The sequence below is a fragment of the Ochrobactrum soli genome (genome assembly GCF_003664555.1).
Lineage (GTDB): Bacteria > Pseudomonadota > Alphaproteobacteria > Rhizobiales > Rhizobiaceae > Brucella > Brucella teleogrylli.
In genome coordinates, this window is record NZ_RCHH01000001.1 from 177,083 (window position 1) to 203,410 (window position 26,328).

Genomic DNA, 26,328 nt, shown 5'->3' on the forward strand with positions numbered 1-26,328 from the left:
AACCGCGCCACTTGTAGAGAGTGCAGACTTGACAAAACCCGGTCAAAATGCGCTTTTCCGCCAGAATTTGCAGCGCTTTGCCTGCACTGACTTATCTTACCAAAAGGCAGAAATCATGCACCGTTACCGCAGCCATACCTGCGCAGCCCTCCGTAAGACGGACGTCGGTTCGAACGTTCGTCTGTCCGGCTGGGTTCACCGCGTCCGTGACCATGGCGGCATTCTCTTCATCGATCTTCGCGATCACTACGGCATTACCCAGATTGTGGCCGATCCCGATTCGCCCGCTTTCAAGGTTGCCGAAACGGTTCGCGGCGAGTGGGTCATCCGCGTCGATGGTGAAGTGAAGGCCCGCGCAGGTGATGCGGTCAATGCGAACCTGCCGACCGGCGAAGTTGAAATCTTCGCGACCGAGATCGAAGTTCTGGCCGCAGCCAAGGAACTGCCGCTGCCTGTCTTCGGCGAGCCGGATTATCCGGAAGATATCCGCCTGAAGTATCGCTTCCTCGATCTGCGCCGCGAAACGCTGCACAAGAACATCATGAGCCGCACCAAGATCATTGCCGCGATGCGTCGCCGCATGACCGAAATCGGCTTCAACGAGTTCACCACGCCAATCCTGACGGCCTCGTCGCCGGAAGGCGCGCGCGACTTCCTCGTGCCGAGCCGTATTCACGAAGGCAAGTTCTACGCGCTGCCGCAGGCGCCGCAGCAGTACAAGCAGCTTCTGATGGTTGCCGGTTTCGACCGCTACTTCCAGATTGCGCCTTGCTTCCGCGACGAAGACCCGCGCGCTGACCGCTTGCCGGGCGAATTCTACCAGCTCGACCTTGAAATGAGCTTCGTGACCCAGGAAGAAATCTGGGAAACGATGGAACCGGTCATGCGCGGCATTTTCGAAGAATTTGCCGAAGGCAAGCCGGTGACGCAGAAGTTCCGCCGTATCGCCTATGACGACGCGATCCGCACCTATGGTTCCGACAAGCCGGATCTGCGCAATCCGATCGAAATGCAGGCTGTGACCGATCATTTCGCGGGTTCCGGTTTCAAGGTCTTCGCGAACATGATCGCCAATGATCCCAAGGTCGAAGTCTGGGCCATTCCGGCCAAAACCGGCGGCTCCAGAGCATTCTGCGACCGCATGAATTCCTGGGCGCAGAGCGAAGGCCAGCCGGGTCTTGGCTATATCTTCTGGCGCAAGGAAGGCGACAAGCTTGAAGGCGCTGGCCCGATTGCCAAGAACATTGGCGAGGAACGCACCGAAGCAATCCGTGTGCAGATGGGCCTCGACGATGGCGACGCCTGCTTCTTCGTGGCTGGCCAACCGTCGAAGTTCTACAAGTTCGCTGGCGATGCGCGCACCCGTGCAGGCGAAGAACTGAACCTCGTTGACCGCGACCGTTTCGAACTGGCCTGGATCATCGACTTCCCGTTCTACGAATGGGACGAAGACAACAAGAAGCTCGACTTCGCGCACAACCCGTTCTCCATGCCGCAGGGCGGTCTGGATGCGCTGGAAAATCAGGACCCGCTCGCCATCAAGGCCTATCAGTACGATCTCGTCTGCAACGGCTTTGAAATCGCCTCGGGCTCGATCCGTAACCAGCTGCCGGACGTCATGGTCAAGGCCTTCGAAAAGGTCGGCCTCAGCCAGCAGGACGTGGAAGAGCGCTTCGGCGGTCTCTACCGTGCGTTCCAGTACGGGGCGCCTCCGCATGGAGGCATGGCTGCCGGTATCGACCGCGTCATCATGCTGCTGGTCGGTGCAAAGAACCTGCGTGAAATCTCGCTGTTCCCGATGAACCAGCAGGCGCTCGATCTTCTGATGAACGCGCCTTCGGAAGTGACGCCAGCCCAGCTGCGCGATCTTCATATCCGTTTGGCTCCCCAGGCTCAGAAGAGCTAAGCTCTTTTTCAGAGAACAAAAAACCCGGCCTTTGAGCCGGGTTTTTTATTTTGGATCAAATCTCGGAAAAAAGCCCGGTGCATTCACCGGGCTTCTTCGATTTTAGTTGTTGGCGTCGATGCCGACCTTCAACAGCTGGATGATCTTCGTTGGATCGAGCGAGGCGGTTGCAACGATCGATGCGAAGGTGACCGGCTGGTCAGGCGAGGCGCTCAGCGTCAGAGACTTCGGATCGGAGAAATACTTGTCCGATGCCGCTTTCAGCTGCTGGGCGAAATCCGGGTTTTTCAGCTGCGTGGCCATCAGCGGAACCATCATCTTCAGCTGTTCGCCAAGCGCCTTGGCGTCCGAACCCTGCTGCTTGGCATAATAGGTCAGCAGCTTTTCGGTCAAAGATGCATCGTCAAAGCGGATGGTCAGGTTTTTGAGGTTCAGCTGTTCTGCGAGGCCGAGAATGGCAAGACCGGCGGCGTCCTTGTCGGCGTCCGACTTGGTCATCGCTTCCTGCGTCTTCTGCACGGCTTCGACAAAGGCCAGATCGTAACCGCCAAGGCTGCCGGTAATGTTGATCTTGCCGAGGTCCTGCGCATCAACTTCCATCTGATCGAGCGTGGCATCGCCCGACTTCGGCGACCACTGGCCCTTCATGTTGACGGCGGCCTGAAGGCTCTTCATGCCCAGCGGCTCAAGCGGGTTCTGGCCGTCCTTGCCGAAGGTGGCGTCAATGCTGGCGACAGTGGCGCTGTAGCCGATCTTTTCCGCCTTGTTCGACGTGTCGAGCGAGACATCGATGCCCTTCACCGTGGCGCCATCCGTGCCCGGCTTGCCGAAGGCGAGTTCATCGATCTTCATCTTGTCGTAAAGAACCATGCTGTCGAGCGGACCCTTGGCGGATTCGGCTGGAATCTGCAGGTTCTGCATCGACATGCCTTTGATGGAGGCCTGATCGTTCTTGCCGTCGGTGCTGTCGAGCGTGAGGTCGGGAACGACAACCTGTCCGATGGTGAAGCCGCCATCCTGTGCGTCCTGAACATCTTCAAGCGTCACATCGCCGACTTCCACGTCTTTCGGAGACAGCGTGGCAAGTTTGACCTTGGTGCCTTCGAGGACGATATTCGAACCGTCGGCCTTTACATTGGCAAAGCTCAGTTCACCGCCCTGCTTTTCGTAGAGGGCCTTGAGGCGCTCGGCGACGGCATTGGCATCCGCAGCCATGGCGGCGCTGCCGAAAATCAGCGAAAGCGCTGTGCTTGCAGCAAAAATGCGCGCCGCTGGCTTGATGTTGACGAAAACCTGCATTCGAAGCTCCTGGCTCATCTCTTGATTTGGGTGCGGCATTCATAGGCGCAAATGTTCTAATTTAACAACCAGATTTGCTAATCCTGTGGTTGCAGCACGAGAAAACTAGTTTCCGGTTGCTCTATAGTGTGTAAATGGCGGCGGATTTGCGACTGACGCTCTGTTGCACACTCCAATCTGGATTTGTGCAACTATGCAGTGGATTTCAAGCGCAGCCTTGCGCTTTGCGTGTCCTATTTGGCGCAGCCGCACTGTAATGTACTGGTTTAGTTCTCCTGAACGCTTGCTGACGAATCGCGCACTTGGTACTGAGAAGCATGGGAAAAAGTCTGATTCCGCCGGGCGACGGCGAAGAACACATCGAAAAGGTCGATCTTAAATCGGCCCTCGAGGAACGTTACCTCGCTTATGCGCTGTCCACGATCATGCATCGTGCGCTGCCGGACGTGCGCGACGGTCTCAAGCCGGTGCATCGCCGCATCATGCATGCCATGCGCCTGCTGCGTCTCAATCCCGATCAGGCCTATGCGAAATGCGCGCGTATCGTGGGCGATGTGATGGGTAAGTTCCATCCACATGGCGACGCGTCGATTTACGATGCGCTGGTGCGTCTGGCGCAGGATTTCGCGGTGCGTTATCCGCTGGTCGACGGGCAGGGCAATTTCGGCAATATCGACGGCGATAATGCCGCCGCCATGCGTTACACCGAAGCGCGCATGACCGAAGTGGCGACGCTGCTGCTCGAAGGCATCACCGAGGACGCCATCGATTTCCGTCCGACCTATAATGAGGAAGACGAGGAGCCCATCGTTCTGCCGGGCGCATTCCCAAACCTGCTGGCCAATGGCTCGGCGGGTATCGCGGTTGGCATGGCCACGAATATTCCGCCGCATAATGTGGCGGAGCTGTGCTCCTCGGCGCTTTATCTGATCAACCATCCCGATGCGGGCGTGGAAGAACTCATCACCTCGCCGGAGCAATATGCGGAAATCGAGCAGGAAGCGAAAACGGATCCGTCTGCACTTTTGAAAGCCAAGGTGCGCGGCCCGGATTTCCCGACGGGCGGTGTTCTGGTTGAAGAACACGGCAATATTGTCGAAGCCTATCGCACCGGTCGCGGTGCTTTCCGCGTTCGCGCGCGGTGGGAAAAAGAAGAGGGCAATCGCGGCACCTGGGTGATCGTTGTCACCGAAATTCCCTATCAGGTACAGAAGTCGCGCCTGATCGAGAAGATTGCCGAATTGCTGCTGGCCAAGAAGCTGCCGCTGCTTGACGATATTCGCGATGAATCTGCGGAAGATATCCGCATCGTTCTGGAGCCGAAGAACCGCACGGTCGATCCTGAACTGCTGATGGAATCGCTGTTCAAGCTGACCGAGCTTGAAAATCGCGTTTCGCTCAACATGAATGTGCTGTCGCACGGCAAGGTGCCGAATGTGCTGTCGCTGGGCGGCGTGCTGCGCGAATGGTTGGAACACCGCAAGGAAGTTCTGGTTCGCCGCTCGCAATATCGTCTGGCCGAGATTGAACGGCGTCTGGAAATCCTCGGCGGCTTTCTGATCGCCTATCTCAATCTGGATGAGGTTATCCGCATCATCCGCGAGGAAGACGAGCCGAAGCAGGAATTGATGCGGGCCTTCGAACTGACCGATGTTCAGGCCGAGTCGATCCTCAATATGCGCCTGCGTTCGTTGCGCAAGCTCGAGGAATTCGAGATCCGCAAAGAGTTCGACGCTCTGACCGTCGAGAAGACCGATTTGGAAGGACTGCTCGCTTCCGGCACGCGCCAGTGGAAGAAGATCAGCACCGAAATCAAGGCGGTGCGCGAGAAATTCGGCCCTGCTACCAAGCTCGGCAAGCGCCGCACGAATTTCGCGGAAGCCCCGACCCACGATCTTGAAGACATCCACAATGCCATGATCGAGCGCGAGCCTGTCACAATCGTCGTATCGGAAAAGGGCTGGCTGCGCGCGATGAAGGGCCATATGGCCGATTTCTCGACGCTTTCGTTTAAGGAAGGCGACAAGCTTAAGCTCGCCTTCCATGCGGAAACCACCGACAAGCTTCTATTCTTCACGACGGGCGGCAAGTTCTTCACCATCGGTGCGAATACGCTTCCGGGCGGTCGCGGCCATGGCGAGCCGATCCGCATTCTGGTCGATATGGAAAACGATCAGGATATTCTGACGGCCTTCGTGCACGATCCGTCGGCAAAGCTGCTGCTCGTTTCGCATGAGGGCAATGGTTTCATCGTTCCGGAAAACGAAGCCGTCGCCAACACCCGCAAGGGCAAGCAGGTGATGAATGTAAAGGCGCCGGACGAGGCGAAGATTTGCGCCCGCGTTTCCGGCGATCACATTGCCGTCGTCGGCGAAAACCGCAAGATGGTCGTGTTCCCGCTTTCGGAAATTCCGGAAATGACGCGCGGCAAGGGCGTGCGCCTGCAAAAATACAAGGATGGCGGCGTGTCCGATATCCGCACTTTTGCAATTGTCGAAGGGCTTTCCTGGCAGGATTCGGCGGAACGCACCTTTACGCGCAGCAAGGAAGAACTCATCGAATGGATCGGTGCACGCGCTTCCGCCGGCCGCGTTGTTCCGAAGGGGTTTCCACGTTCGGGTAAGTTCTGACAGGTATAGCACCACCCCTCATTCTGAGGAGGTGCCCTGAGCGAAGCGAAGGGAACCGTCTCGAAGGGTGAGGGGACAAGGATAGATAGAATCTGTAGGTTTTCCCTCAGCCCTTCGATCCTTCGACAAGCTCAGGGTGATGCGCCGTTTTCAACGGCTCCTCAGGATAAGGGAAAATGGCTCCTCCATTCGGGGGGGAGCAAGATCAGAAAACGCGACGTTACCCCTCAAACCGCTGCCAACCGCGAGGGCCGAGATGTTCCTGCGGTGTGAAGCGGATTTTGTACTGCATCTTGCGCGATCCCTCGACCCAATAGCCGAGATAGACATGCGGCAGGCCTGCCGCGCGCGCCCGCTCTATATGATCGAGAATCATATAGGTGCCGAGCGAGCGGTCATGCATATGCGGTGAGAAGAACGAATAGACCATGGAAAGGCCGTCGGCCATCACATCGGTCAGTGCCACGGCGATCAGCTCGCCATCGCCTTTCGGATCGATAAAACTGTCGGGGCCGCGACGGCGATACTCGATGATCTGCGTGTTGACATGGGTATCTTCAACCATCATCGCATAATCAAGCACGGTCATGTCCGACATGCCGCCTGAACGGTGGCGCGCGTCGAGATAATCGCGAAACAGCGCATATTGCTCGGTGCTGGGTTGCGCCTTGTGGACGCGACCGACCAGATCGCGGTTCTGGCTCCAGACGCGGCGCATATTGCGCGTCATCTCGAACTCTCCCGCCAGAATGCGCACGGAAACGCAGGCGCGACAAAGCTCGCAGGCCGGGCGGTAGGCGATGTTCTGGGATCGGCGAAACCCGCCTTGGGTCAGGAGATCGTTGATCTCGTTGGCCTTGTCGCCCACGAGATGCGTAAATACTTTGCGCTCCATCTGACCGTCGAGATACGGACAGGGCGAGGGTGCCGTCAAGAAAAACTGCGGAGACTGTTGCGGTTGATGGGTCATTCAATATCCACGAAATGGCAATACCGAAACCATCACGATATTGGACAAGGATCGAACCGACGGCGCAAAACGTCAAGTGGCATTTTGCGCAGCCGGCTCTGAATTTTTTTGAACTTAAGCCTGATAGGCCCCGATCTTAACGATCCGAGCGGATGACCGCTGTGCCGAGCAGAAGATCGTGCACCGTGCGCTTGCGGTCGAGAACCAGCGTTGCGAGCAGGATCAGCGGCGTCAGCACGACATTGAGACCCCAGAACAGCACCGAGTGAACGATGGCGAGCATCGGGTCCACCGTGCCGCCTTCAAGCCGAACCAGCTTGAGATTCATCATCTGCATGCCCTTGGTCGCCTGCTGCGGGCCACCCATGGTGCGGGACACATAGATCAGCGCGACGATAGGGAACATGATGCCATAGAGCATCCAGCCGATGCCGAGTGTGAGCACGCCAAACAGGGCGATCACGATTGCAGCCGGAATGCACAGCAGAAAGACGATGAGATAGTCGATGAGGAAAGCCATGATACGGCGCGTACGCACACCTTCGAAAAAGGCGCGGCTGTCGTAACGCGGAGCCATAATCTCGCCGTGCAGGATATGGTCGGACATTTTTCCTTCCAGTCGTTAAACAAGACAACCGGAATAAAACTCATGGAGTAAAAACTATGTCCGGCGTCGCTCCGCCTTCCGGGCGGAACAGCAATCAACATGGTAAATGAAATAGGCCGTTTCAAGGAAGGTGTCAGAGAAAGCACTGACACCCTGCTATTATTAGCTTTGCTGTTTCAGCTTTTCCGCGACCTCGATCGCGAAATAGGTGAGGACACCGTCACAACCGGCGCGCTTGAAAGCCAGCAGGCTTTCCATCATCACTTTTTCCTCGTCGATCCAGCCATTGATACCGGCGGCCTTGATCATCGCATATTCGCCCGACACCTGATAGGCATAGGTCGGCAGGCGGAATTCGCTTTTCAGGCGATGGATGATGTCGAGATAGGGCAGGCCGGGCTTGACCATCAGCATGTCCGCGCCTTCGGCAATATCCTGTTCGGCTTCGCGCACGGCTTCTTCCGGATTGGCCGGGTCGATATAATAGGTCTTCTTGTCGCCTTTCAGCAGGCCCTGCGTGCCGATGGCCTCGCGATAAGGGCCGTAGAAAGCCGAGGCGAATTTCGTCGCATAGGACATAATCGGAATATGGTGAAAGCCGTTCTCGTCCAGCGCCTGACGTATCGCGCCGATACGGCCATCCATCATGTCGGAAGGCGCGACGATGTCGGCACCGGCCTCGGCCTGCGAAAGCGCGCCGCGAACAACCATCGCAACGGATTCGTCATTGACGATTTCGCCGTCGCGCAAAATGCCGTCATGGCCGTGCGTGGTGAACGGATCGAGCGCGGCATCGGTAATGATGCCGATTTCCGGCACTTCCTTCTTGATTGCCCGCACTGCACGATTGATCAGATTGTCGGGGCTGGCGACAAAGGCGCCGTCATCCGTCTTCACTTCGGCCTTTTCGCGCGGGAAGGGGGCAATGGCTGGAATGCCAAGCTTAGCGGCTTTCTCTGCCATGCGCACCGCCATATCAACCGAATAGCGCTCCACACCCGGCATGGCTTCCACAGGTTCGGAAACGCCGTTTCCATAGGTGAGGAAGAATGGCAGAATCAGATCGTCCACCGTCAGCTGCGTTTCCTGCACCAGCCTGCGCGACCAGTCGGCCTTGCGCATACGGCGCAAACGGCGGCTGCCGGTTACGTCATCGACATGCCTGCCGATATGAGGGGGGAGATATTTGGATTGACGGTCGCTCATTGAATTATTCCCGAGAATGGAAGCCGCGATGCAAATGCAATCAAAGGGCTGACTTCGGATGCGCACCGTTTATCACGGGAAAAGTGGTGAAACCAAGAAGATTGGCCAACTCTCGCCTGTGTGGGATTGACGCGGGGCGTCTCACTTTCTACCCATTTGGGGGAACGGGAGACAAGATATGCAGATTGACTTTGGCGGTGGCGACGAAATCGGCTTCGAACGCAAGGGAAAAGCGGGTCTGGTAAGGCTGACCCGGACCGCAGCGCTCAACGCGCTGACGCACAAAATGATTCTGGCGCTCGATCGGGCATTGCTGGCCTGGGAAAACGATCCCGAAGTCGCCTGCGTGATTCTGGAAGGCGAGGGCCGGGCATTCTGCGCTGGCGGCGATGTGGTGGCTGCCTACAAGTCTGGCCGCGAGGGAACGCCCGCTTACGAATTTTTCCGCGATGAATATCGGCTCAATGCCCGCATTGGCCGTTTCCCCAAGCCTTATATCTCGCTGATCAACGGCATCATCATGGGCGGCGGCGCTGGCATTTCGGTGCACGGCTCGCATCGCATCGTGACCGAAAACACCATGTTCGCCATGCCGGAAACCGGAATCGGTTTCTTTCCCGATGTTGGAGGAAGCGCATTCCTGCCGCATCTCCACGACAATTTCGGCTATTATCTCGCCTTGACGGGCAATCGTATTCGCTGGGGTGATTGCCTCCAGAGCGGAATTGCCACCCATGCGGTTGCAGCCAGCGATCTAAACGACGTGCGCGAGGATCTCATCGCGACGGCCGATATCGACGCTGCATTGACCCGCAGCCAGTATCCCGATTTCGAAACCCCGGCAGAAGCGCGGAATGTGATCAAAGAATGCTTTTCCGGCGCGACGCTTGCCGATTGCATGAACCTGCTGGACAAGGCCGCAGCATCGGGCAGCAAACCGGCGACGGATATTCTGAACGTGATCGCAACGCGCTCGCCGACCAGCGTGGCAGTGACCTTCCGGCAGATCGCCGATGGTCGCCCGCTCGATCTCGATGATTGCATGCGCATGGAATATCGCATTGCCAGCCGGATGCTGGAAGCGCACGACTTTTATGAAGGCGTGCGGGCACTTCTGATCGACAAGGATGGCGCGCCATCCTGGCAACCGGCTTCCATCGAGGACGTGAAACCGGAACAGGTGAACGCCTATTTCGTCAATCTTGGCGAAAAGGAACTGACGTTCTCATGAGGAATTGCTGATGCATATGGATGAGCTGCGCCAGCACACGCAACCGAGCGGCCTGGAATGGACATTTACATGGTTCATTCGGTTGCTGGCGCTGACTGCGCTTGCAAGCGGCGTTTTCTATTGGGTGCGGCTCATCGGCATTCATCCGGGATTGCTCTGGCGGTTCGATCTGATGCCATGGATGTGGCAGACCGCCGTGGTCGCGCTGGCGGTATTAATGCCGGTTGCCGCAACGGGTCTCTGGATGCGGGCAACCTGGGGGCCGGTGCTTTGGTTCGTGGCCGCAATCGGCGAGATCAGCATCTATTCGGTCTTTGAACGGAACTTTGAAAGCAGGCCGTTGACGGTCACGTTCAACGCCGTCTGCATCCTCGTTTATATCGTGTTCCGCGTCCTGCTGGCGCTGGAAAAACGGCGGCAGGCAAAGGCCAGCATTCCGGTCTGATCGCGGGCGCAGGTAAGTAAACATTAAGCCTGAATTTGCATTCCCTTTGGTAAGCTACTGTTAAGTCTGACTTTTAAGTCGAATTTTATGCATCTCGCCTAAAGTCCTCTCAGAACAGCGAGAAACATCGCTGCATAAAACAGGAAGAGAGCGGCATCGTGGATTTCCCGAATGCGGCTCCGACAGAGAGGCAAAGACAATGATGAATGCTCAGCGCAAAATCGACGCTCCGCTCTATGCTCCGGAAGCCGCACTCCGCAGCCTGTATCTGGAAGCCCTTCAACTAGTGGAGCGTCTGCACCGCCGTCTGCTCGATGTTGTGAAGGATGAGTTCGACCGCAACGGTCAGCTCGACATCAACGCAACGCAGGCGCTGCTGCTTTTCAACATTGGTAATTCGGAACTGACCGCCGGTGAACTGCGCTCACGCGGTTACTATCTCGGCTCGAATGTTTCCTACAACCTCAAGAAGCTCGTCGAAATGGGCTTCATTCATCACCAGCGTTCGCGTGTCGACCGCCGTTCGGTGCGCGTCAGCCTGACCGACAAGGGCAATGAGATCGCCAATCAGGTTGCCGCACTTTACGAACGTCACGTCCTGTCCATCGAACAGGTCGGTGGAATTCAGGTTGAAGAATTCATGGCGATGAACAAGTCCTTGCAGCGTCTCGACCGCTTCTGGAACGACAGCATCGCTTACCGTCTCTGATAAATGGACCGGCCTTTGGGCGCGTTTGTTGCAGAACGGACACAACAGACCTGCATTTGCTGAGGCGGATGGGCAATTATGCTTCGATCTTGACGCGCGTGGCTTGCAAACTGGGCCGCGCGACATGATTAAGCCATAAAAACAGACATAAGCAGTCCTCAAGACTGTACGGGCAAGAATGTGCCATCTTCCCACAGGTCGGGAGATATAAGCGGGCGCGCATATGGTTGCGGGTCGGCTATCGCCTTGAAACACTGTTGCTGATATTCTCGGACGACTGCCGCCGACATTGACCTTATGAGCGGCGCGCCTTTTTGGGACCAAGCAAATGACCAAAACTGACAAGAATGCCGAAGCTTTCAAAGTGGACCGCCGCCGCTTCCTGCGCGGTGCTGCAACAGCTGGCCTTTCCGTGGCAGCCTCGGCTTTTGCGACGTCGTCCTTTGCACAGCAGGCTTTTAACGATGTGCTCGCGTCGCCGCGGCGCGGTAACTGGGATGACCAGTTCGATGCGCGCGCGACAGGCGGCCAGAAGGTTGCGACCAACCAGCCAGTTCTGAGCCAGCAGACTGTCGGCAATCTTCAAAATGCCATTGCACAATATAGCGATATTGCCGGTCGCGGCGGTTGGCCGACCGTTCCGGGCAATGCAAAGCTTCAGCTTGGCGTGAATGACCAGTCGGTCCAGTATCTGCGCAAGCGCCTCATGGTCTCTGGCGATCTGCCGCAGGGCGCTGGTCTTTCCAACGCCTTCGACACCTATGTTGATGCCGCAGTGAAGCGCTTCCAGTCGCGTCATGGTCTGCCGGCAGACGGCGTGATGGGCCAGTTCACCTATGCCGCGATGAATGTAGACGTGAATACGCGCCTCGGCCAGCTCCAGACCAACTTGCAGCGTCTTTCGCCGCTGGTCAGCGCCGGTATGCAGGAACAGCGTTTCGTGATGGTGAATATCCCGGCTGCGCGGATTGAAGCCGTTGAAAATGGCAGCGTCATGCAGCGCCACACCGCCGTTGTGGGCAAGATCGACCGCCAGACGCCAATCCTTAATTCGAAGATTCATGAAGTCATTCTCAATCCTTACTGGACGGCGCCGAAGTCCATCATCCAGAAGGACATCATTCCGCTGATGCGGAAGGACCCGCAATATCTGGCGAAGAACAAGATCCGGCTCTACAATCAGGCCGGTCAGGAAGTTCCGCCGGAAAGCATCGACTGGAACACGGACGACGCCGTGAAGCTGATGTTCCGTCAGGACCCGGGCAAGATCAACGCCATGTCCTCGACCAAGATCAACTTCCACAACCAGTATGCCGTCTATATGCACGACACGCCGCAGAAGAGCTATTTCAACAAGCTCATGCGTTTCGACTCGTCGGGCTGCGTGCGCGTGCAGAATGTTCGCGATCTGGACGTCTGGCTCTTGAAGAACACCGCTGGCTGGGATCGCCAGAACATCGAAGAAACGATCCGTACGGGCAACAACACGCCTATTCAGGTCGCCGATCCCGTGCCGCTGCACTTCGTGTACATTTCGGCCTGGTCGACGGGTGATGGTGTCGTGCAGTTCCGCGACGACATTTACAAGATGGACGGCGCAGCCTCGCTGGCGCTTGGTACAGACACCTGATTTTTCGATATTTCCGACTGAAAAAGAGCCGCCTCGAATATTCGGGGCGGCTTTTTTAGTTGTTAAACCGATATCAAATCGGTTTGCCGCATTTTGGAACATGCTTTTCGCTTTGCGGCCATTGGCCTTGGGCATTCAAGTGTGATAATGCGCCTCATCCAATAGCTTTTACCGGCTGACCCGGAGGGTGTGAAAATGTCTCAAGCCAACGCCGCCGCCAAGAATGCGTTTTCCGACGCTTTCTTCAATGCAAGCCTCGAGGACATCGATTCCGAAATTTTCGGTGCAATTCGCAACGAACTCGGTCGTCAGCGCCATGAAATCGAGCTGATCGCCTCGGAAAACATCGTTTCGCGGGCTGTTCTCGAAGCGCAGGGCTCCATCCTCACCAACAAATATGCCGAAGGATATCCGGGTAAGCGCTATTATGGTGGCTGCCAGTATGTGGACGTGGTGGAAGAACTGGCAATCGAACGCGCCAAGAAGCTCTTCGGCTGCGAATTCGCCAATGTTCAGCCGAATTCCGGTAGCCAGATGAATCAGGCCGTGTTCCTGGCTCTGCTGCAGCCGGGCGACACCTTCATGGGTCTCGATCTCAATTCGGGTGGTCACCTGACGCATGGTTCGCCGGTCAACATGTCTGGCAAGTGGTTCAATGTCGTGTCCTATGGCGTCCGTCAGGACGACCATCTGCTCGACATGGACGAAGTGGCTCGCCTTGCCCGCGAAAACAAGCCGAAGCTGATTCTCGCTGGCGGCACCGCTTATTCGCGCATCTGGGACTGGAAGCGTTTCCGCGAGATCGCCGATGAAGTTGGCGCTTATCTCATGGTCGATATGGCGCATATTGCCGGTCTGGTTGCCGGTGGCCAGCATCCGTCGCCGATCCCGCATGCCCATGTCTGCACGACGACGACGCACAAGTCTCTGCGCGGCCCGCGTGGCGGCATGATTCTGACCAACGATGCGGACATTGCCAAGAAGATCAACTCGGCTGTGTTCCCCGGTCTTCAGGGCGGTCCGCTTATGCATGTTATCGCCGGTAAGGCTGTTGCCTTCGGTGAAGCGCTGAAGCCAGAATTCAAGCTCTATGCCAAAAACGTCGTCGACAATGCGCGCGCACTTTCGGAAGAACTGAAGTCGCATGGCCTCGATATCGTTTCCGGCGGCACCGATAACCATCTGATGCTGGTTGATCTGCGTCCTAAGAACGCAACCGGCAAGCGTGCGGAAGCCGCTCTCGGTCGCGCCAACATCACCTGCAACAAGAACGGTATTCCGTTCGACCCTGAAAAGCCGTTTGTCACCTCCGGCGTTCGTCTCGGCACACCAGCCGGCACCACGCGCGGTTTCGGCGTAACCGAATTCAAGGAAATCGGCTCGCTGATTGCCGAAGTTCTCGACGGTTTGAAGGTCGCTAATTCCGATGAAGGCAATGCCGCCGTCGAACAGGCTGTGAAGGATAAGGTCGTTGCTTTGACCGACCGTTTCCCGATGTATGGCTATCAGGGGTAAACCTGATCGTCTGAATTTCAAAAGCCCCGTTCAACCCTGTTGAGCGGGGCTTTTTTGCCCGTCATACCCGGTGTGTCGCATTCGGTAGGTTGATTGGCGCAGATCAGCTATGATCTGTAGGAATCAGTCTTCGAAGAGTGAGTGAAAGAGTTCCATGCGTTGTCCCTATTGCCAATCTGAAGATACGCAAGTGAAGGATTCCCGTCCTGCGGAGGATGGTGCGGTCATTCGCCGGCGTCGTGTCTGCTCGGTTTGCGGCGGGCGCTTCACCACATTCGAACGTGTCCAGCTTCGCGACCTGATGGTCGTGAAGAAAAGCGGACGCCGTGTGCCTTTCGATCGTGACAAGCTGACCCGCTCCATCGAAGTGGCGCTGCGCAAGCGCGAAGTCGACAGCGAGCGTATCGAACGTGCGATTTCCGGAATTGTTCGCCAGCTTGAAAGCTCGGGGGAGGCGGAGGTGACATCCGACGAGATCGGTCGTCTGGCGATGGATGCGCTGAAGGGTGTGGATGATATTGCCTATATCCGGTTTGCATCGGTCTATCGCAATTTCAGCAAGGCCGTCGATTTCCATAATGTGATCGATGAACTGGCAGCTCCCGATACCGAGGACGATCTGGATAGATAGGCATGACTGCACTGGAATTTCCGCATTCCGACGTAACTTCGGACGATATCCGCTTCATGGAAGCGACAATCCGTTATGCCCGTCGTCACAAGGGGCTGACGGGCACCAATCCATCCGTCGGCACGCTGATCGTCAAGGATGGCGTCATCGTCGGACGCGGCGTGACCGCACTGGGCGGCAGGCCGCATTCCGAGCCGCAGGCGCTTGCCGATGCAGGCGAGGCGGCGCGAGGCGCAACGGCCTATGTGACGCTGGAACCATGCGCCCATCATGGTCGCACGCCGCCTTGCGCTGAAGCGCTGGTGCGTGCCGGTGTGGCCCGCGTTGTCGTCGCGGCCACCGATCCGGATGATCGGGTCAGCGGAAAGGGCTTCGCCATCCTGCGCGAAGCGGGTATTGAAGTGGAGCCGGGCATCCTCGCCGAAAAGGCAGCCGATGATCTCGCTGGCTACCTGAATCGTTCTTCCAGGAAACGCCCGGAAGTGATTCTGAAACTTGCACTTTCCGCAGATGGCATGATCGGAAAAAAGGGCGAGGGGCAGGTGCCGATTACCGGCCAGGTGTCGCGCGCCCAATCCCACATCTTACGGTCGCAAACTGATATTATCCTGATTGGTATCGAAACGGCGCTTGTAGACGATCCGGTTTTGAACTGCCGCCTGCCGGGGCTTGAACAGCGCTCGCCCATCCGCGTCGTGCTCGACGGTGGTTTGCGGTTGCCATTGGCTTCGAAGCTGGTTCACTCGGCGGATGCGCAGCCGCTTTGGATTGCCTGTGCAGACGATGCATCGCCGGAACGGCGGTACGAACTGAAGGCGGCGGGGTGCCGCATTCTGGCAACCGAGGCGCATGATTGCCGGATCGCCTTGCCGGAATTGATGGACGACCTTGCCGCGCAGGGTATTGGTTCCGTTCTCGTGGAAGGCGGCGCGGGTGTGGCCAAGAGCTTTCTGGAAGAAAAGCTGGTTGACCGCCTGATTACCTTCCGCTCACCGATTGAAATTGGTGCTGCCGATGGGGTTGCCGTGCCGGGCCTTGAAACCCATATCGCAGAAGAATTCAAAATTCTCAGGCAGGCGCGTTTCGGTGACGATGCTTATGCGGAATATGTAAGGAAGTCTTGATGTTTACAGGCATTATTACCGATATCGGCAAAGTTGACCGGATCAAGCCGCTGAATGAAGGCGTGTTGCTGCGTATCGAGACCGTCTACGATCCCGAAACCATCGAGCTTGGCGCATCGATTGCGTGTTCCGGTGTTTGCCTGACCGTCGTTGCGCTGCCGGAAAAGGGCACCAATGCCCGCTGGTTTGAAGTGGAAGCATGGGAAGAAGCCCTGCGCCTGACCACCATCTCCACGTGGGAAAATGGAACCAATATCAATCTGGAACGCTCGCTGAAGCTCGGCGACGAAATGGGCGGGCATCTGGTTTCCGGCCATGTCGATGGACAGGCGGAAATCGTTGCACGCAAGGATGAGGGCGACGCGGTGCGCTTCACCCTGCGTGCGCCGGAAGAACTTGCGCCATTCATCGCCCAGAAGGGTTCGGTCGCGCTCGATGGCACGTCGCTGACGGTCAACGGTGTGAACGGTAATGAATTTGACGTTTTGCTCATCCGCCATTCGCTGGAAGTGACAACCTGGGGTCAGCGAAAAGCGGGTGACAAGGTGAATATCGAGATCGACCAGCTCGCACGCTATGCGGCAAGGCTTGCGCAATATCGGAAATAGGCTTACAGCCTAAAATTCCAGGCTGTAAAAGCATATCCCGATTTAAGCGTTGACCGCAGGTCTTGCGGTCCGCAAAATTTGTCATGGAGTTTCTCATGTCCGATCACGAGGCGCGCGCGCCGCATTTGCTTATTGTTGAAGCACGTTTCTACGACGATCTTGCCGATGCACTTCTTGATGGCGCAAAGGCGGCTCTGGACGATGCGGGCGCCACCTATGACGTCGTGACCGTACCGGGCGCGCTGGAAATTCCGGCCACCATTTCCTTTGCCCTCGATGGCGCCGACAATGACGGCACCGAATATGACGGTTATGTCGCGCTGGGCACGGTGATCCGTGGTGAGACCTATCATTTCGACATCGTTGCAAACGAATCCTGCCGTGCGCTGACCGATTTGGCCGTTGAAGAAAGCCTTGCCATCGGCAACGGCATTCTGACCGTCGAGAATGACGAACAGGCATGGGTGCGCGCGCGTCGTGAAGACAAGGACAAGGGCGGTTTTGCTGCCCGCGCCGCACTGACCATGATTGATCTGCGCAAGAAGTTCGGAGCGTGAATATTATGAGTTCTTCCGCAGAAGGTCGCCCGACACCAAACCTGCCGCGTACGGCGAACAAGCGTGGCGTTGCCCGGCTTGCAGCCGTGCAGGCGCTCTACCAGATGGACGTTGCCGGTACGGGCGTGATGGAAGTGGTCGCAGAATACGAAGCCTTCCGCCTCGGCAAGGAAGTGGATGGTACGCAATATCTCGATGCCGATCCGCAATGGTTCCGCGCCATCGTCGCCGGTGTTGTCGACAGCCAGCTCAAGCTTGATCCGATGATCCATCAGGCATTGACCGAGGACTGGCCGCTGTCGCGTCTCGATTCCACGCTGCGCGCGATCTTGCGCGCCGGTGCATGGGAGCTGACCTCGCGCAACGATGTGCCGACCGCCGTCATTGTCTCGGAATATGTCGATATCGCCAAGGCTTTCTACACCGAAGACGAGCCGAAGCTCGTCAATGCCGTGCTCGACCGCCTTGCCTTCGTTATTCGCGGTGAAAGCCGTGGGACCAAGCCGCGCCACTAAGAGCGGTTTTAGAGATTGATAAAAGCAAGAAGGGCTGTGAGAAATCACAGCCCTTCTTTCATTGTATGCTGGCAAAGAACGTCTTGACGTTTGTTAAACCGTTTCGCATGTTGGTCATGCGGCATTGAGAATGCTCGACTGCAAGGGAACTTTGTAATTATTTGATTTCAAGGCGTTAAGTTCCTGATGAAACTATACCGTTGAAGCCCGGTACGAAGTGGTGGCTTCAAGCACTTTCCATGCCGCTCTAATCGGCCCGGGGAGGGGTTTTCGGGCCTTCATGCGCATATGCCTGCCGTTAATTGCCGAGTAAACGGATGTTATCTGAGGTCAAGCTGACGGTAGCCGGCGCAAACTCAATAGGAGTTGGCCTTTATGCAAATGGGAGTGGCAGTTTTACTTCTCGTTATTGCCTGCGGCGTGGTTTCCGTTCTTTTCGCCTTCTGGTCGATCCGTTCGATCCTGGCGGCCGATCAGGGAACACCGCGTATGCAGGAAATCGCTGGCGCCATCCGCGAGGGTGCGTCGGCCTATCTTACACGACAATATTCCACGATTGCGATTGTCGGAATCGTCGTGTTCCTCGCCGCATGGTATTTGCTGTCGCTGAGCGCCGCCATCGGCTTTCTGATCGGCGCAATCCTGTCCGGCGTCACAGGCTTTATCGGGATGCATGTTTCAGTGCGCGCCAATGTGCGCACAGCGCAGGCCGCTTCCTTGAGTCTGGCAGGCGGGCTTGAAATGGCTTTCAAGTCCGGTGCCGTTACCGGCCTTCTGGTGGCTGGTCTCGCTCTGCTTGGTGTCTCCGTTTATTATTTCATTCTCACTGTCTGGCTGGGCTATGCACCTGCCGACCGCACGGTTATCGATGCACTGGTGGCGCTCGGCTTTGGCGCGTCGCTGATTTCGATCTTCGCGCGTCTCGGCGGCGGCATCTTCACCAAGGGTGCGGATGTCGGCGGTGATCTCGTCGGCAAGGTGGAAGCCGGTATTCCGGAAGATGATCCGCGCAATCCGGCAACCATCGCCGATAATGTCGGCGATAATGTCGGCGATTGCGCCGGTATGGCGGCCGATCTGTTCGAGACCTACGCCGTTACCGTGGTCGCCACCATGGTTCTGGGCGCGATCTTCTTCAATGGTTCGGACGTGTTGTCGAGCGTCATGCTCTATCCGCTGATGATCTGCGGAGCCTGCGTGATCACCTCGATAGCAGGCACGTTCTTCGTCAAGCTTGGCGTCAACGGCTCCATCATGGGCGCGCTCTATAAAGGCCTGATCGTGACGGGCCTCTTGTCCATCATCGGGCTTGGTGTGGCCAACACGCTGACGATTGGCTGGGGCGAAATCGGCACTGTGGCCGGAAAGAGCATCACCGGCACCAATCTCTTCATCTGCGGGCTGATCGGTCTGATCGTGACGGGTCTGATCGTGGTGATTACCGAATATTATACAGGCACCAACAAGCGTCCCGTCAATTCCATCGCACAGGCTTCCGTGACGGGGCATGGCACAAATGTCATTCAGGGCCTTGCCGTTTCGCTGGAATCAACCGCCTTGCCTGCCATCGTGATTGTTGGCGGCATCATCAGCACCTATCAGCTTGCCGGTCTCTTCGGCACGGCTATTGCGGTCACGGCCATGCTGGGCATTGCCGGGATGATCGTGGCGCTCGATGCCTTCGGACCGGTAACTGACAACGCCGGTGGTATTGCGGAAATGGCCGGTCTCGACCCGGACGTGCGCAAGTCCACCGATGCGCTGGATGCGGTCGGCAACACGACCAAGGCCGTGACCAAGGGCTATGCCATCGGTTCAGCGGGCTTGGGCGCTCTGGTGCTGTTCGCAGCCTATTCCAACGACCTTGCTTACTTCGCTGCCAACGGCCAGACCTATCCGTACTTTGCGGATATGGGGCCGGTTTCGTTCGATCTGTCCAACCCCTATGTGGTGGCAGGTCTGATCTTCGGCGGCCTTATCCCTTATCTGTTCGGCGGTATGGCCATGACGGCTGTGGGTCGCGCAGGCGGGGCCGTGGTGCAGGAGGTTCGTCGCCAGTTCAAGGAAAAGCCGGGCATTATGACCGGCAAGGAACGCCCGGATTATGCCCGCGCGGTCGATCTTCTGACCAAAGCGGCAATCCGCGAAATGATCATTCCGTCGCTTCTGCCGGTGCTGGCGCCGCTCGTCGTCTATTTCGGCGTGCTGCTGATTTCGGGCTCCAAGGCGGCGGCCTTCGCAGCGCTTGGCGCGTCGCTGCTCGGCGTCATCGTCAATGGGCTGTTCGTGGCCATTTCCATGACCTCCGGTGGGGGTGCATGGGACAATGCCAAGAAGAGCTTCGAAGACGGCTTTACCGACGCCGATGGCGTGAAGCACCTCAAGGGTTCGGAAGCGCATAAAGCGTCGGTGACGGGCGATACGGTTGGCGATCCGTACAAGGATACTGCCGGTCCCGCGGTCAATCCGGCGATCAAGATCACCAATATCGTGGCGCTTCTGCTGCTTGCAGTGCTGGCGCATATGGCTTGATCCGTTTTCAAATCCTGAAAACAGAAAACCCGCCGAGAGGCGGGTTTTCCTTTGGATAAGATATTGCGGCGATCAGCTGCCGCCCGGTCCGCCTGCTCCCGCTCCGGGCACGGAGGTCGGAGCTTTGGAAACGCCCTGGATAACCTGGCCCAAGAAGGTCTGGTCCTTGCCGCCGGTTGGCGTGGTGCGCGATACGAAATCGAACAGCTTGCCGTCCTGCATGCCGTAATTGGCGATATTCTGAACCTTGCCGTCCTTGTCGAAATAGATTGCGAGAATCTGGCGATCAACCAGCTTCGGCTTCATGAACTGAGCCATGCGATGGCGCTTCTGCGAAATGTAATAGAACACTTCGTTGTCGAAGGTCGCGGTGGTCGACGGCGTGCCAAGCGCCAGCAGCACCTGCTCGCGGCTGGAGCCGACCGGCACCGAATCAAGCGCCTGCTGATCCAGCACATAGCCTTCCGTCAGCGTCTCGGACGGGTTCAGCGTGGACGCGGTGTTGCATCCGGCGAGGGCGGCCGAAAACAGAATTGCCGTACCAGCCAGAAGAGCACGCTGCTTGCGTGCGCCTGTTGATGCGCCGGAACGCACAGTTGAGAAAATCCGCTGCAACAAAGACCTCTCCATAATTCTATTATCAGCGCGGCACTTTCGCCGTCGGGAGAACTTCGGTAAACCACCTTGCTTCTATATGCAACTGGAACGGTCGTACAGGGATGATTCTCCAACTTTTCCGCCGCAAATCGAAGGCCAATGAGGCTATCGTGCTTCGCGTTTACGAGGCGATCGTGGCAGCGGCGCGGCAAAAACGGTTTTATGCACAATTTCATGTGCCGGATACGCCACTTGGCCGGTATGAGATGTTGTCGGTGCATATTTTCCTGACACTGCACCGGATGCGCGGCGACAATCCGGCTCTGATGGCGCTTGCCCAGGAGGTGGCCGACGAGTTTTTCAAGGATGTCGACCACTCGCTGCGCGAGTTGGGAATCGGCGATCAGGGTGTTCCAAAACGCATGAAAAAACTTGCCCGCATGTTTTATGGCCGGGTCGCCACCTACGGCGCGGCGCTAGACACCGACGATGCGGAAGCGCTAGCAGCCGCGCTGACGCGAAATATTCGGCCTGATCTGGAATTTTGGCCACAAGCTCGCCATTTAGGCGAATATGTTCTGCGTTGTCGCGACCGGTTGCGCGCAATCGACGACAGCACTCTGGTGGCTGGCGAGATTTCCTTTATGGATGCCGAAGATCCAGCGCTCGCGCTGACGCATGATAATACTGAAGAGGCAAAACAAAATGACTGACAAGCCGGCGCTGACCTATCCCGTTCCGGTTCTGCACCTGCCCCAGAAGGGCGTGACAGTGACAATCGGCACCGATGAGAAAGAACGCGCCGCGCTTGCCGCCAGCCATGCGCTTGAGGCGGTGAACGCGTTCTCGGCTGAATTTCTGCTGACGCCGTGGAAAAAAGACGGCATTCGTGTGCGCGGTCGCATCGATGCGGAAATCGTGCAGGCTTGTGTCACCACGCTGGAGCCGCTGACCAATGTGATTGCGGAAGAAGTCGATACGATCTTCGTGCCGGAAAATTCGCGTCTGGCCCGGGTTCAACTCGACGAAAGCGGTGAAATGATGCTGGATGCAGACGGTGCCGATAGCCCGGAAACCTTTGTCGGCGACCGGATCGATGTGGGCGCGGTTGCCGAAGAGTTCTTCGAACTGGCTATCGATCCTTATCCGCGCAAACCCGGTTTGCCTGACGAAGCAGAACCTCAGGTCTTTGGCGATGCCGGTGATGAGGGTGACAAGCCTGTTTCGCCCTTTGCAAAGCTGTCGGAATGGCGCGACAAGTCGTAATTGACGGTGATTTGCGCCGCGTTTGACAGAATATTGTTGTACGGTAACGCAAAACCACTATTTTCGCCGAAAGCCCTGTCGCGCCCCGAGCGCGGCCCGGGAGCAGGGGGCGAGCAGGGATCGAACAGGAATAATCAAGAGTGGTAAAAATATCGATTGACGCGATGGGCGGTGATTTCGGTCCTGAAGTGGTCGTCCCCGGCGCGGCAAAGGCGCTTGAGCGCCACCCCGACATGCGTTTTATCTTTTTCGGTCTGGCCGGACAGGTTGAACCGGTGCTGGCGCGCTTTCCGAAGTTGCAGGCCGCATCCGAGTTTCGTGCCTGCGAAGTCGCCATCGGTATGGACGACAAGCCAAGCCAGGCGCTGCGCAACGGGCGCGGCAAGTCCACGATGTGGAAGGCCATTGAAGCGGTGAAGACGGGTGAAGCCGATGCCTGCGTTTCCGCGGGCAATACCGGTGCACTCATGGCCATGTCGAAATTCTGCCTGCGCATGATGTCGGATGTCGAACGTCCGGCGCTTGCGGGCATCTGGCCGACGCTGCGCGGTGAAAGCATCGTGCTGGACGTTGGCGCGACGATTGGGGCCGATGCGCGTCAGCTGGTCGATTACGCCGTCATGGGCGCTGGCATGGCGCGGGCGCTGTTTGAAGTGCGCAAGCCGACGGTCGGCCTGCTGAATGTGGGCACGGAAGAGGTCAAGGGCCTCGATGAAATCAAGGAAGCCGGGCAGATCCTGCGCGATACGCCGCTGGATGGTCTGCAATATTCCGGCTTCGTGGAAGGCAACGACATTGGCAAAGGTAGCGTCGATGTCGTGGTGACCGAAGGCTTCACCGGCAATATCGCTCTGAAGGCCGCTGAAGGCACGGCGCGTCAGATGGCGACATTGCTCCGTCAGGCCATGAGCCGCACTTTGCTGGCCAAGATCGGCTATGTCTTTGCCAAGGGCGCTTTTGATCGCCTTCGCGAAAAGATGGACCCGAACAAGGTCAATGGCGGCGTGTTCCTCGGCTTGAGCGGCATTGTCATCAAGAGCCATGGCGGCGCGAGCGCCGAAGGCTTCTGCTCGGCAGTCGAAGTGGGCTACGACATGGTGCGCAATCGTCTTTTGCAGAAAATTGAAGCCGATCTGGCGCATTTTCACCACAGTCACCCGCATGTTTCGTCCAGTGAAGGCGGCGAAGCGGCCAGGTAATTATTTGCCCTGAATGGGCGCGGATTTCGACGGTGCGGGCAATAGCCCCGTTCCGTTCGCTTATGAGGACAGGAATAAAAAATGATACGATCTGTCGTGCGGGGTATCGGTTCGGCATTGCCGAAGCGGGTCATGAAGAACACCGATTTTGAGGGTGTCATAGAGACCTCGGACGAATGGATCGTGCAGCGCACGGGCATTCGCCAACGCCATATCGCGGGTGAGGGCGAAACCACGGTTTCGCTGGGTGCAGCCGCCGCGCGCGCGGCCATCGAAAATGCAGGCCTGCAGCCATCCGATATCGACCTTGTGCTGGTCGCCACATCGACGCCGAACAACACGTTCCCGGCGAGTGCGGTAGAAATCCAGCGTGAGCTTGGCATTACCTCCGGTTTCGCTTTCGATATGCAGGCCGTTTGCAGCGGCTTCATCTATGCGATCACCACCGCCGACCTTTATATTCGCGGCGGCATGGCCGAGCGCGTTTTGGTCATTGGTGCGGAAACCTTCTCGCGCATTCTCGACTGGACCGACCGCACAACCTGCGTTCTGTTTGGTGATGGCGCTGGCGCTGTTGTGCTGGAAGCTGCCGAAGGCAAGGGCCTGACCTCGGACCGTGGCGTTCTGGCTGCAAATCTGCGCTCGGACGGCAACCACAAGGAAAAGCTCTATGTGGATGGCGGCCCTTCGACGACGCAGACCGTCGGCCACTTGCGCATGGAAGGCCGTGAGGTCTTCAAGCACGCTGTCGGCATGATCACCGACGTTATCGAAGCTTCCTTCGCGGAAACGGGCCTTACGGCAGACGATATCGACTGGTTTGTGCCGCATCAGGCCAATAAGCGCATCATCGATGCTTCGGCCAAGAAACTGAATATCGCCGAGAACAAGGTCGTCATCACCGTTGACCGCCACGGCAACACCTCGGCTGCATCGGTGCCGCTGGCGCTGGCCACAGCCGTTGCCGACGGTCGTATCAAGAAGGGCGATCTGGTTCTTCTCGAAGCCATGGGCGGCGGATTTACCTGGGGTGCGGTTTTGCTGCGCTGGTAAGCCAATCGCCGCAAAACAGGCGCGTCGGGTCACGTTCGGAATCGGATCGGAAAAGAAAAGCAACAAAATTGATCCACCGCGAGGGAACTCGCGGCTTGACCGAGCCGCTTTTATTTGTGTAACGTCCTGTCACGTAAGGATATTATCTGTTCAAACGCTAACCAGGTGGGTTCGGTTATGGGAGGTAAAACGGTCACGCGGGCTGATCTGGCAGAGGCTGTTTACCGGAAGGTCGGTCTTTCCAGAACGGAGTCGGCGGCTTTGGTCGAGATGATTCTCGATGAGGTCTGTGACGCAATCGTCAATGGCGAAACAGTGAAGCTGTCGTCATTTGCCACTTTTCAGGTCCGCGACAAGAACGAACGTATCGGTCGCAATCCGAAGACCGGCGAAGAAGTACCAATTCTTCCGCGACGCGTGATGACCTTCAAGGCTTCCAATGTTCTCAAGCAGCGCATTCTGCAGGAACATCAGAAGCGCGAAACCAAGAGCAAATAATCCAGATCGATGCCGCCCCAGTTCCTTCGGGCGGCATTTGTTTTCCAGATCAGGTGGCAAAAGCGGCGGCTTGCGCGTTCTGGGGCAAGACGATGATTGCTTTTGCGCTGCCGTCTTGATCCATCTCACATCGCGGAACAGGGCCTGCTTCGCCGGAAGGCGGTGCTGTCTCGCCCCATGTGCCCCCGCTGTTCCTCTGTCAAAAGCTGGCTGTTGAGCGTCATCCATGTGAAGGGATGCGCATAAAGCTCTGATATTATATAATGGAGATAGTGGAACGAATCATTTCGCTAATATTCGAATCCGGGAGCGCACAGGCTTTTCGGAAAGAGTTTCAGCGTGAAACGCCTCGGGTTTCAATCGGCGTTCGGACAGTATAAGTAGGCCACGGTTTTTGAAAACTGGTGGCATTCCGCCTTATTGTCACTGTCCGTGTATCGTGCGGACCGCAAGTGGATTTCAAAGCCTATACGGATCGCTCGGTGAGCGGGCCGTTGCTGCTGGAAAGGGCAGGTGGATGGACAAGAGCCCTGATGCATTCAGGACGATCAGTGAGGTTGCGGAGGATCTTGATCTTCCCCAGCATGTGCTGCGTTTCTGGGAAACGCGCTTTACACAGATCAAGCCGATGAAGCGTGGCGGCGGTCGCCGCTATTATCGTCCAATCGATGTTGAGCTGCTCAAGGGCATTCGCCATCTGCTCTACGATCAAGGCTATACGATCAAGGGCGTGCAGCGTCTGCTGCGCGAAAACAATCCGCAGTTTATCATTGCTCTGGGCAATGGCGATGTGCAGGCCATCGAAGTCATCTCGCGCCAGAAGCAGGCTGCGGCTGACAAGCGTGCAGCGGAAGAAGCTGCCGACAATGAAATGGCCTTGCCGAGTGGCATCAAGGCGCCGCAGCCGTCACGCAAGCTGTTCGGCTTGCTGAAAGGCGAGGATGACGGCCCCATTGGCGCGGACGGTAAGCGTCCGTCGAAGGACAACCGCTCGCTCTTGCAGGAAGCGCTTTTCGATCTTCTGGAATGCAAACGATTGCTGGATCAGGTTCGCTAGGATCGACAAAAGGGAGGCCGTGGCCTCCCTTTTTTATATCGTCAGCTGGACGAGAGTTTCAGGCCGATGATGCCCGCGAGAATGAGCATAACGCTTGCAACGCGGAAGAAACTTGCGGTTTCCCCGAGAATGAAGATGCCGACTACGAAAGCGCCAACTGCGCCGATGCCGGTCCAGATCGCATAGGCCGTGCCGAGCGGCAGGCTGCGCATGGCGATGGAAAGCAGCAGGAAGCTGCCGATCATCGTGACCAGTGTGATGATGCTGGGTGTCAGAAGAGAGAAGCCTTCCGACTTTTTCATGAAGAATGCCCAGACGACCTCAAGAATGCCGGCGATAGCCAGATAGACCCATGCCATTTGTATGCTCCATTTTTGGAAATGGGTAAAATCAAGGACTTAAACTGTTTCGATGAATCAGTTTCTCAAAAGTCCGATGTCATTGGTTCCGTTGAATTCACAAACGCGAAACGTGCGAAACCGCCAAGGCTGGCCAAGTGGCCGCCAGTGTTTCTGGACCTGACGATGTGCTTGATGCTGGTTG

At 57.2% G+C, this 26,328-nt stretch carries 25 protein-coding genes; 19 read left to right on the top strand and 6 right to left on the bottom strand.

Features of this window, described 5'->3' with window-relative positions:
• Nucleotides 1-115 precede the first annotated feature (115 nt).
• Nucleotides 116-1,906, top strand: coding sequence for an aspartate--tRNA ligase (aspS, locus tag D8666_RS00875; protein ID WP_121535712.1), 1,791 nt, complete (start codon nucleotides 116-118; stop codon nucleotides 1,904-1,906).
• A gap of 102 nt (nucleotides 1,907-2,008) precedes the next feature.
• Here aspS and D8666_RS00880 read toward each other — a convergent pair whose 3' ends face one another.
• Nucleotides 2,009-3,205: an aq_1923 C-terminal domain gene (locus D8666_RS00880; protein ID WP_121535715.1), complete on the bottom strand. Its 1,197-nt coding sequence runs from the start codon at nucleotides 3,203-3,205 to the stop codon at nucleotides 2,009-2,011.
• A 317-nt stretch (nucleotides 3,206-3,522) separates the two neighbouring features.
• Here D8666_RS00880 and parC point away from each other — a divergent pair, with 317 nt between their 5' ends.
• Nucleotides 3,523-5,835, top strand: a complete 2,313-nt coding sequence (parC, locus tag D8666_RS00885) for a DNA topoisomerase IV subunit A (RefSeq protein ID WP_121535718.1) — start codon at nucleotides 3,523-3,525, stop codon at nucleotides 5,833-5,835.
• Between the two features lie 220 nt (nucleotides 5,836-6,055).
• Here the strand turns inward: parC and D8666_RS00890 are convergent, their stop codons facing one another.
• The 3 genes from D8666_RS00890 to hemB form a co-directional block, all read right to left on the bottom strand.
• Nucleotides 6,056-6,805, bottom strand: a complete 750-nt coding sequence (locus tag D8666_RS00890; RefSeq protein ID WP_109368722.1) for an arginyltransferase — start codon at nucleotides 6,803-6,805, stop codon at nucleotides 6,056-6,058.
• Nucleotides 6,806-6,941: 136 nt separating this feature from the next.
• A complete protein-coding gene (locus tag D8666_RS00895) occupies nucleotides 6,942-7,412 on the bottom strand; it encodes an RDD family protein (protein WP_109368723.1) in 471 nt (156 codons plus the stop codon).
• A gap of 162 nt (nucleotides 7,413-7,574) precedes the next feature.
• Entirely contained in the window at nucleotides 7,575-8,618 is a 1,044-nt protein-coding gene (hemB, locus tag D8666_RS00900) for a porphobilinogen synthase (protein WP_121535721.1), read from the bottom strand.
• A 178-nt stretch (nucleotides 8,619-8,796) separates the two neighbouring features.
• On the opposite strand from hemB, the gene D8666_RS00905 reads away from it, so the two are divergent.
• The 11 genes from D8666_RS00905 (at nucleotide 8,797) to D8666_RS00955 (ending at nucleotide 20,115) form a co-directional block, all read left to right on the top strand.
• Nucleotides 8,797-9,849 (top strand): enoyl-CoA hydratase/isomerase family protein, encoded by a 1,053-nt coding sequence (locus D8666_RS00905; RefSeq protein ID WP_121535724.1) that lies wholly within the window; start codon nucleotides 8,797-8,799, stop codon nucleotides 9,847-9,849.
• A gap of 10 nt (nucleotides 9,850-9,859) precedes the next feature.
• Nucleotides 9,860-10,294 carry a DUF6163 family protein gene (locus tag D8666_RS00910; protein ID WP_109368726.1) on the top strand — a complete coding sequence of 145 codons (435 nt, stop codon included), beginning with the start codon at nucleotides 9,860-9,862 and terminating at the stop codon, nucleotides 10,292-10,294.
• 199 nt (nucleotides 10,295-10,493) lie between these two features.
• Entirely contained in the window at nucleotides 10,494-11,003 is a 510-nt protein-coding gene (ldtR, locus tag D8666_RS00915; protein WP_078340499.1) for a transcriptional regulator LdtR, read from the top strand.
• A gap of 328 nt (nucleotides 11,004-11,331) precedes the next feature.
• The gene (locus tag D8666_RS00920) at nucleotides 11,332-12,633 is read left to right on the top strand and encodes a L,D-transpeptidase family protein (RefSeq protein ID WP_109368727.1); all 1,302 of its coding nucleotides are present in this window, start codon (nucleotides 11,332-11,334) and stop codon (nucleotides 12,631-12,633) included.
• Nucleotides 12,634-12,828: 195 nt separating this feature from the next.
• Complete coding sequence (glyA, locus tag D8666_RS00925; RefSeq protein ID WP_109368728.1) at nucleotides 12,829-14,148, top strand: serine hydroxymethyltransferase; 1,320 nt, start codon at nucleotides 12,829-12,831, stop codon at nucleotides 14,146-14,148.
• A gap of 154 nt (nucleotides 14,149-14,302) precedes the next feature.
• The gene (nrdR, locus tag D8666_RS00930; RefSeq protein WP_109368729.1) at nucleotides 14,303-14,779 is read left to right on the top strand and encodes a transcriptional regulator NrdR; all 477 of its coding nucleotides are present in this window, start codon (nucleotides 14,303-14,305) and stop codon (nucleotides 14,777-14,779) included.
• A gap of 2 nt (nucleotides 14,780-14,781) precedes the next feature.
• Nucleotides 14,782-15,903, top strand: coding sequence for a bifunctional diaminohydroxyphosphoribosylaminopyrimidine deaminase/5-amino-6-(5-phosphoribosylamino)uracil reductase RibD (gene ribD, locus D8666_RS00935; protein ID WP_121535727.1), 1,122 nt, complete (start codon nucleotides 14,782-14,784; stop codon nucleotides 15,901-15,903).
• Nucleotides 15,903-16,511 (top strand): riboflavin synthase, encoded by a 609-nt coding sequence (locus D8666_RS00940; protein WP_109368731.1) that lies wholly within the window; start codon nucleotides 15,903-15,905, stop codon nucleotides 16,509-16,511. Before ribD ends, D8666_RS00940 begins: the two co-directional genes overlap by 1 nt.
• 95 nt (nucleotides 16,512-16,606) lie before the next feature.
• A complete protein-coding gene (locus D8666_RS00945; protein ID WP_109370205.1) occupies nucleotides 16,607-17,068 on the top strand; it encodes a 6,7-dimethyl-8-ribityllumazine synthase in 462 nt (153 codons plus the stop codon).
• A 5-nt stretch (nucleotides 17,069-17,073) separates the two neighbouring features.
• Nucleotides 17,074-17,583 (top strand): transcription antitermination factor NusB, encoded by a 510-nt coding sequence (gene nusB / locus D8666_RS00950; RefSeq protein WP_109368732.1) that lies wholly within the window; start codon nucleotides 17,074-17,076, stop codon nucleotides 17,581-17,583.
• A gap of 375 nt (nucleotides 17,584-17,958) precedes the next feature.
• On the top strand, nucleotides 17,959-20,115 hold the full coding sequence (locus D8666_RS00955; protein ID WP_121535730.1) for a sodium-translocating pyrophosphatase: 2,157 nt from the start codon (nucleotides 17,959-17,961) through the stop codon (nucleotides 20,113-20,115).
• Nucleotides 20,116-20,187: 72 nt separating this feature from the next.
• Here D8666_RS00955 and D8666_RS00960 read toward each other — a convergent pair whose 3' ends face one another.
• The gene (locus D8666_RS00960) at nucleotides 20,188-20,745 is read right to left on the bottom strand and encodes an outer membrane protein assembly factor BamE (protein ID WP_109368734.1); all 558 of its coding nucleotides are present in this window, start codon (nucleotides 20,743-20,745) and stop codon (nucleotides 20,188-20,190) included.
• Between the two features lie 89 nt (nucleotides 20,746-20,834).
• On the opposite strand from D8666_RS00960, the gene D8666_RS00965 reads away from it, so the two are divergent.
• The 6 genes from D8666_RS00965 (at nucleotide 20,835) to D8666_RS00990 (ending at nucleotide 25,785) form a co-directional block, all read left to right on the top strand.
• Complete coding sequence (locus D8666_RS00965) at nucleotides 20,835-21,425, top strand: ubiquinol-cytochrome C chaperone family protein (protein WP_109368735.1); 591 nt, start codon at nucleotides 20,835-20,837, stop codon at nucleotides 21,423-21,425.
• Nucleotides 21,418-21,978: a YceD family protein gene (locus D8666_RS00970; protein ID WP_121535733.1), complete on the top strand. Its 561-nt coding sequence runs from the start codon at nucleotides 21,418-21,420 to the stop codon at nucleotides 21,976-21,978. Before D8666_RS00965 ends, D8666_RS00970 begins: the two co-directional genes overlap by 8 nt.
• A 140-nt stretch (nucleotides 21,979-22,118) precedes the next feature.
• A complete protein-coding gene (plsX, locus tag D8666_RS00975) occupies nucleotides 22,119-23,177 on the top strand; it encodes a phosphate acyltransferase PlsX (protein ID WP_109368737.1) in 1,059 nt (352 codons plus the stop codon).
• An 81-nt stretch (nucleotides 23,178-23,258) separates the two neighbouring features.
• Nucleotides 23,259-24,230, top strand: a complete 972-nt coding sequence (locus D8666_RS00980) for a beta-ketoacyl-ACP synthase III (RefSeq protein WP_121535736.1) — start codon at nucleotides 23,259-23,261, stop codon at nucleotides 24,228-24,230.
• Between the two features lie 177 nt (nucleotides 24,231-24,407).
• Nucleotides 24,408-24,728: an integration host factor subunit alpha gene (locus D8666_RS00985; protein ID WP_078340512.1), complete on the top strand. Its 321-nt coding sequence runs from the start codon at nucleotides 24,408-24,410 to the stop codon at nucleotides 24,726-24,728.
• Nucleotides 24,729-25,245: 517 nt separating this feature from the next.
• On the top strand, nucleotides 25,246-25,785 hold the full coding sequence (locus D8666_RS00990; RefSeq protein WP_109368739.1) for a MerR family transcriptional regulator: 540 nt from the start codon (nucleotides 25,246-25,248) through the stop codon (nucleotides 25,783-25,785).
• Nucleotides 25,786-25,826: 41 nt separating this feature from the next.
• Here the strand turns inward: D8666_RS00990 and sugE are convergent, their stop codons facing one another.
• Nucleotides 25,827-26,144 (bottom strand): quaternary ammonium compound efflux SMR transporter SugE, encoded by a 318-nt coding sequence (gene sugE, locus D8666_RS00995; RefSeq protein WP_109368740.1) that lies wholly within the window; start codon nucleotides 26,142-26,144, stop codon nucleotides 25,827-25,829.
• Between the last annotated feature and the right edge of the window lie 184 nt (nucleotides 26,145-26,328).

What these genes read in the sequence shown, in the direction of transcription:
- D8666_RS00945 (WP_109370205.1), top strand. Translation starts at nt 16,607, where the DNA reads ATGTCCGATCACGAGGCGCGCGCGCCGCATTTGCTTATTGTTGAAGCA.
- D8666_RS00960 (WP_109368734.1), bottom strand. Translation starts at nt 20,745, where the DNA reads ATGGAGAGGTCTTTGTTGCAGCGGATTTTCTCAACTGTGCGTTCCGGC.
- D8666_RS00940 (WP_109368731.1), top strand. Translation starts at nt 15,903, where the DNA reads ATGTTTACAGGCATTATTACCGATATCGGCAAAGTTGACCGGATCAAG.
- ribD (WP_121535727.1), top strand. Translation starts at nt 14,782, where the DNA reads ATGACTGCACTGGAATTTCCGCATTCCGACGTAACTTCGGACGATATC.
- D8666_RS00890 (WP_109368722.1), bottom strand. Translation starts at nt 6,805, where the DNA reads ATGACCCATCAACCGCAACAGTCTCCGCAGTTTTTCTTGACGGCACCC.
- D8666_RS00895 (WP_109368723.1), bottom strand. Translation starts at nt 7,412, where the DNA reads ATGTCCGACCATATCCTGCACGGCGAGATTATGGCTCCGCGTTACGAC.
- D8666_RS00965 (WP_109368735.1), top strand. Translation starts at nt 20,835, where the DNA reads ATGATTCTCCAACTTTTCCGCCGCAAATCGAAGGCCAATGAGGCTATC.
- parC (WP_121535718.1), top strand. Translation starts at nt 3,523, where the DNA reads ATGGGAAAAAGTCTGATTCCGCCGGGCGACGGCGAAGAACACATCGAA.
- D8666_RS00920 (WP_109368727.1), top strand. Translation starts at nt 11,332, where the DNA reads ATGACCAAAACTGACAAGAATGCCGAAGCTTTCAAAGTGGACCGCCGC.
- nrdR (WP_109368729.1), top strand. Translation starts at nt 14,303, where the DNA reads ATGCGTTGTCCCTATTGCCAATCTGAAGATACGCAAGTGAAGGATTCC.
- D8666_RS00970 (WP_121535733.1), top strand. Translation starts at nt 21,418, where the DNA reads ATGACTGACAAGCCGGCGCTGACCTATCCCGTTCCGGTTCTGCACCTG.
- D8666_RS00955 (WP_121535730.1), top strand. Translation starts at nt 17,959, where the DNA reads ATGCAAATGGGAGTGGCAGTTTTACTTCTCGTTATTGCCTGCGGCGTG.
- D8666_RS00980 (WP_121535736.1), top strand. Translation starts at nt 23,259, where the DNA reads ATGATACGATCTGTCGTGCGGGGTATCGGTTCGGCATTGCCGAAGCGG.
- ldtR (WP_078340499.1), top strand. Translation starts at nt 10,494, where the DNA reads ATGATGAATGCTCAGCGCAAAATCGACGCTCCGCTCTATGCTCCGGAA.
- D8666_RS00985 (WP_078340512.1), top strand. Translation starts at nt 24,408, where the DNA reads ATGGGAGGTAAAACGGTCACGCGGGCTGATCTGGCAGAGGCTGTTTAC.
- sugE (WP_109368740.1), bottom strand. Translation starts at nt 26,144, where the DNA reads ATGGCATGGGTCTATCTGGCTATCGCCGGCATTCTTGAGGTCGTCTGG.
- hemB (WP_121535721.1), bottom strand. Translation starts at nt 8,618, where the DNA reads ATGAGCGACCGTCAATCCAAATATCTCCCCCCTCATATCGGCAGGCAT.
- D8666_RS00880 (WP_121535715.1), bottom strand. Translation starts at nt 3,205, where the DNA reads ATGCAGGTTTTCGTCAACATCAAGCCAGCGGCGCGCATTTTTGCTGCA.
- nusB (WP_109368732.1), top strand. Translation starts at nt 17,074, where the DNA reads ATGAGTTCTTCCGCAGAAGGTCGCCCGACACCAAACCTGCCGCGTACG.
- D8666_RS00990 (WP_109368739.1), top strand. Translation starts at nt 25,246, where the DNA reads ATGGACAAGAGCCCTGATGCATTCAGGACGATCAGTGAGGTTGCGGAG.
- glyA (WP_109368728.1), top strand. Translation starts at nt 12,829, where the DNA reads ATGTCTCAAGCCAACGCCGCCGCCAAGAATGCGTTTTCCGACGCTTTC.
- D8666_RS00905 (WP_121535724.1), top strand. Translation starts at nt 8,797, where the DNA reads ATGCAGATTGACTTTGGCGGTGGCGACGAAATCGGCTTCGAACGCAAG.
- aspS (WP_121535712.1), top strand. Translation starts at nt 116, where the DNA reads ATGCACCGTTACCGCAGCCATACCTGCGCAGCCCTCCGTAAGACGGAC.
- D8666_RS00910 (WP_109368726.1), top strand. Translation starts at nt 9,860, where the DNA reads ATGCATATGGATGAGCTGCGCCAGCACACGCAACCGAGCGGCCTGGAA.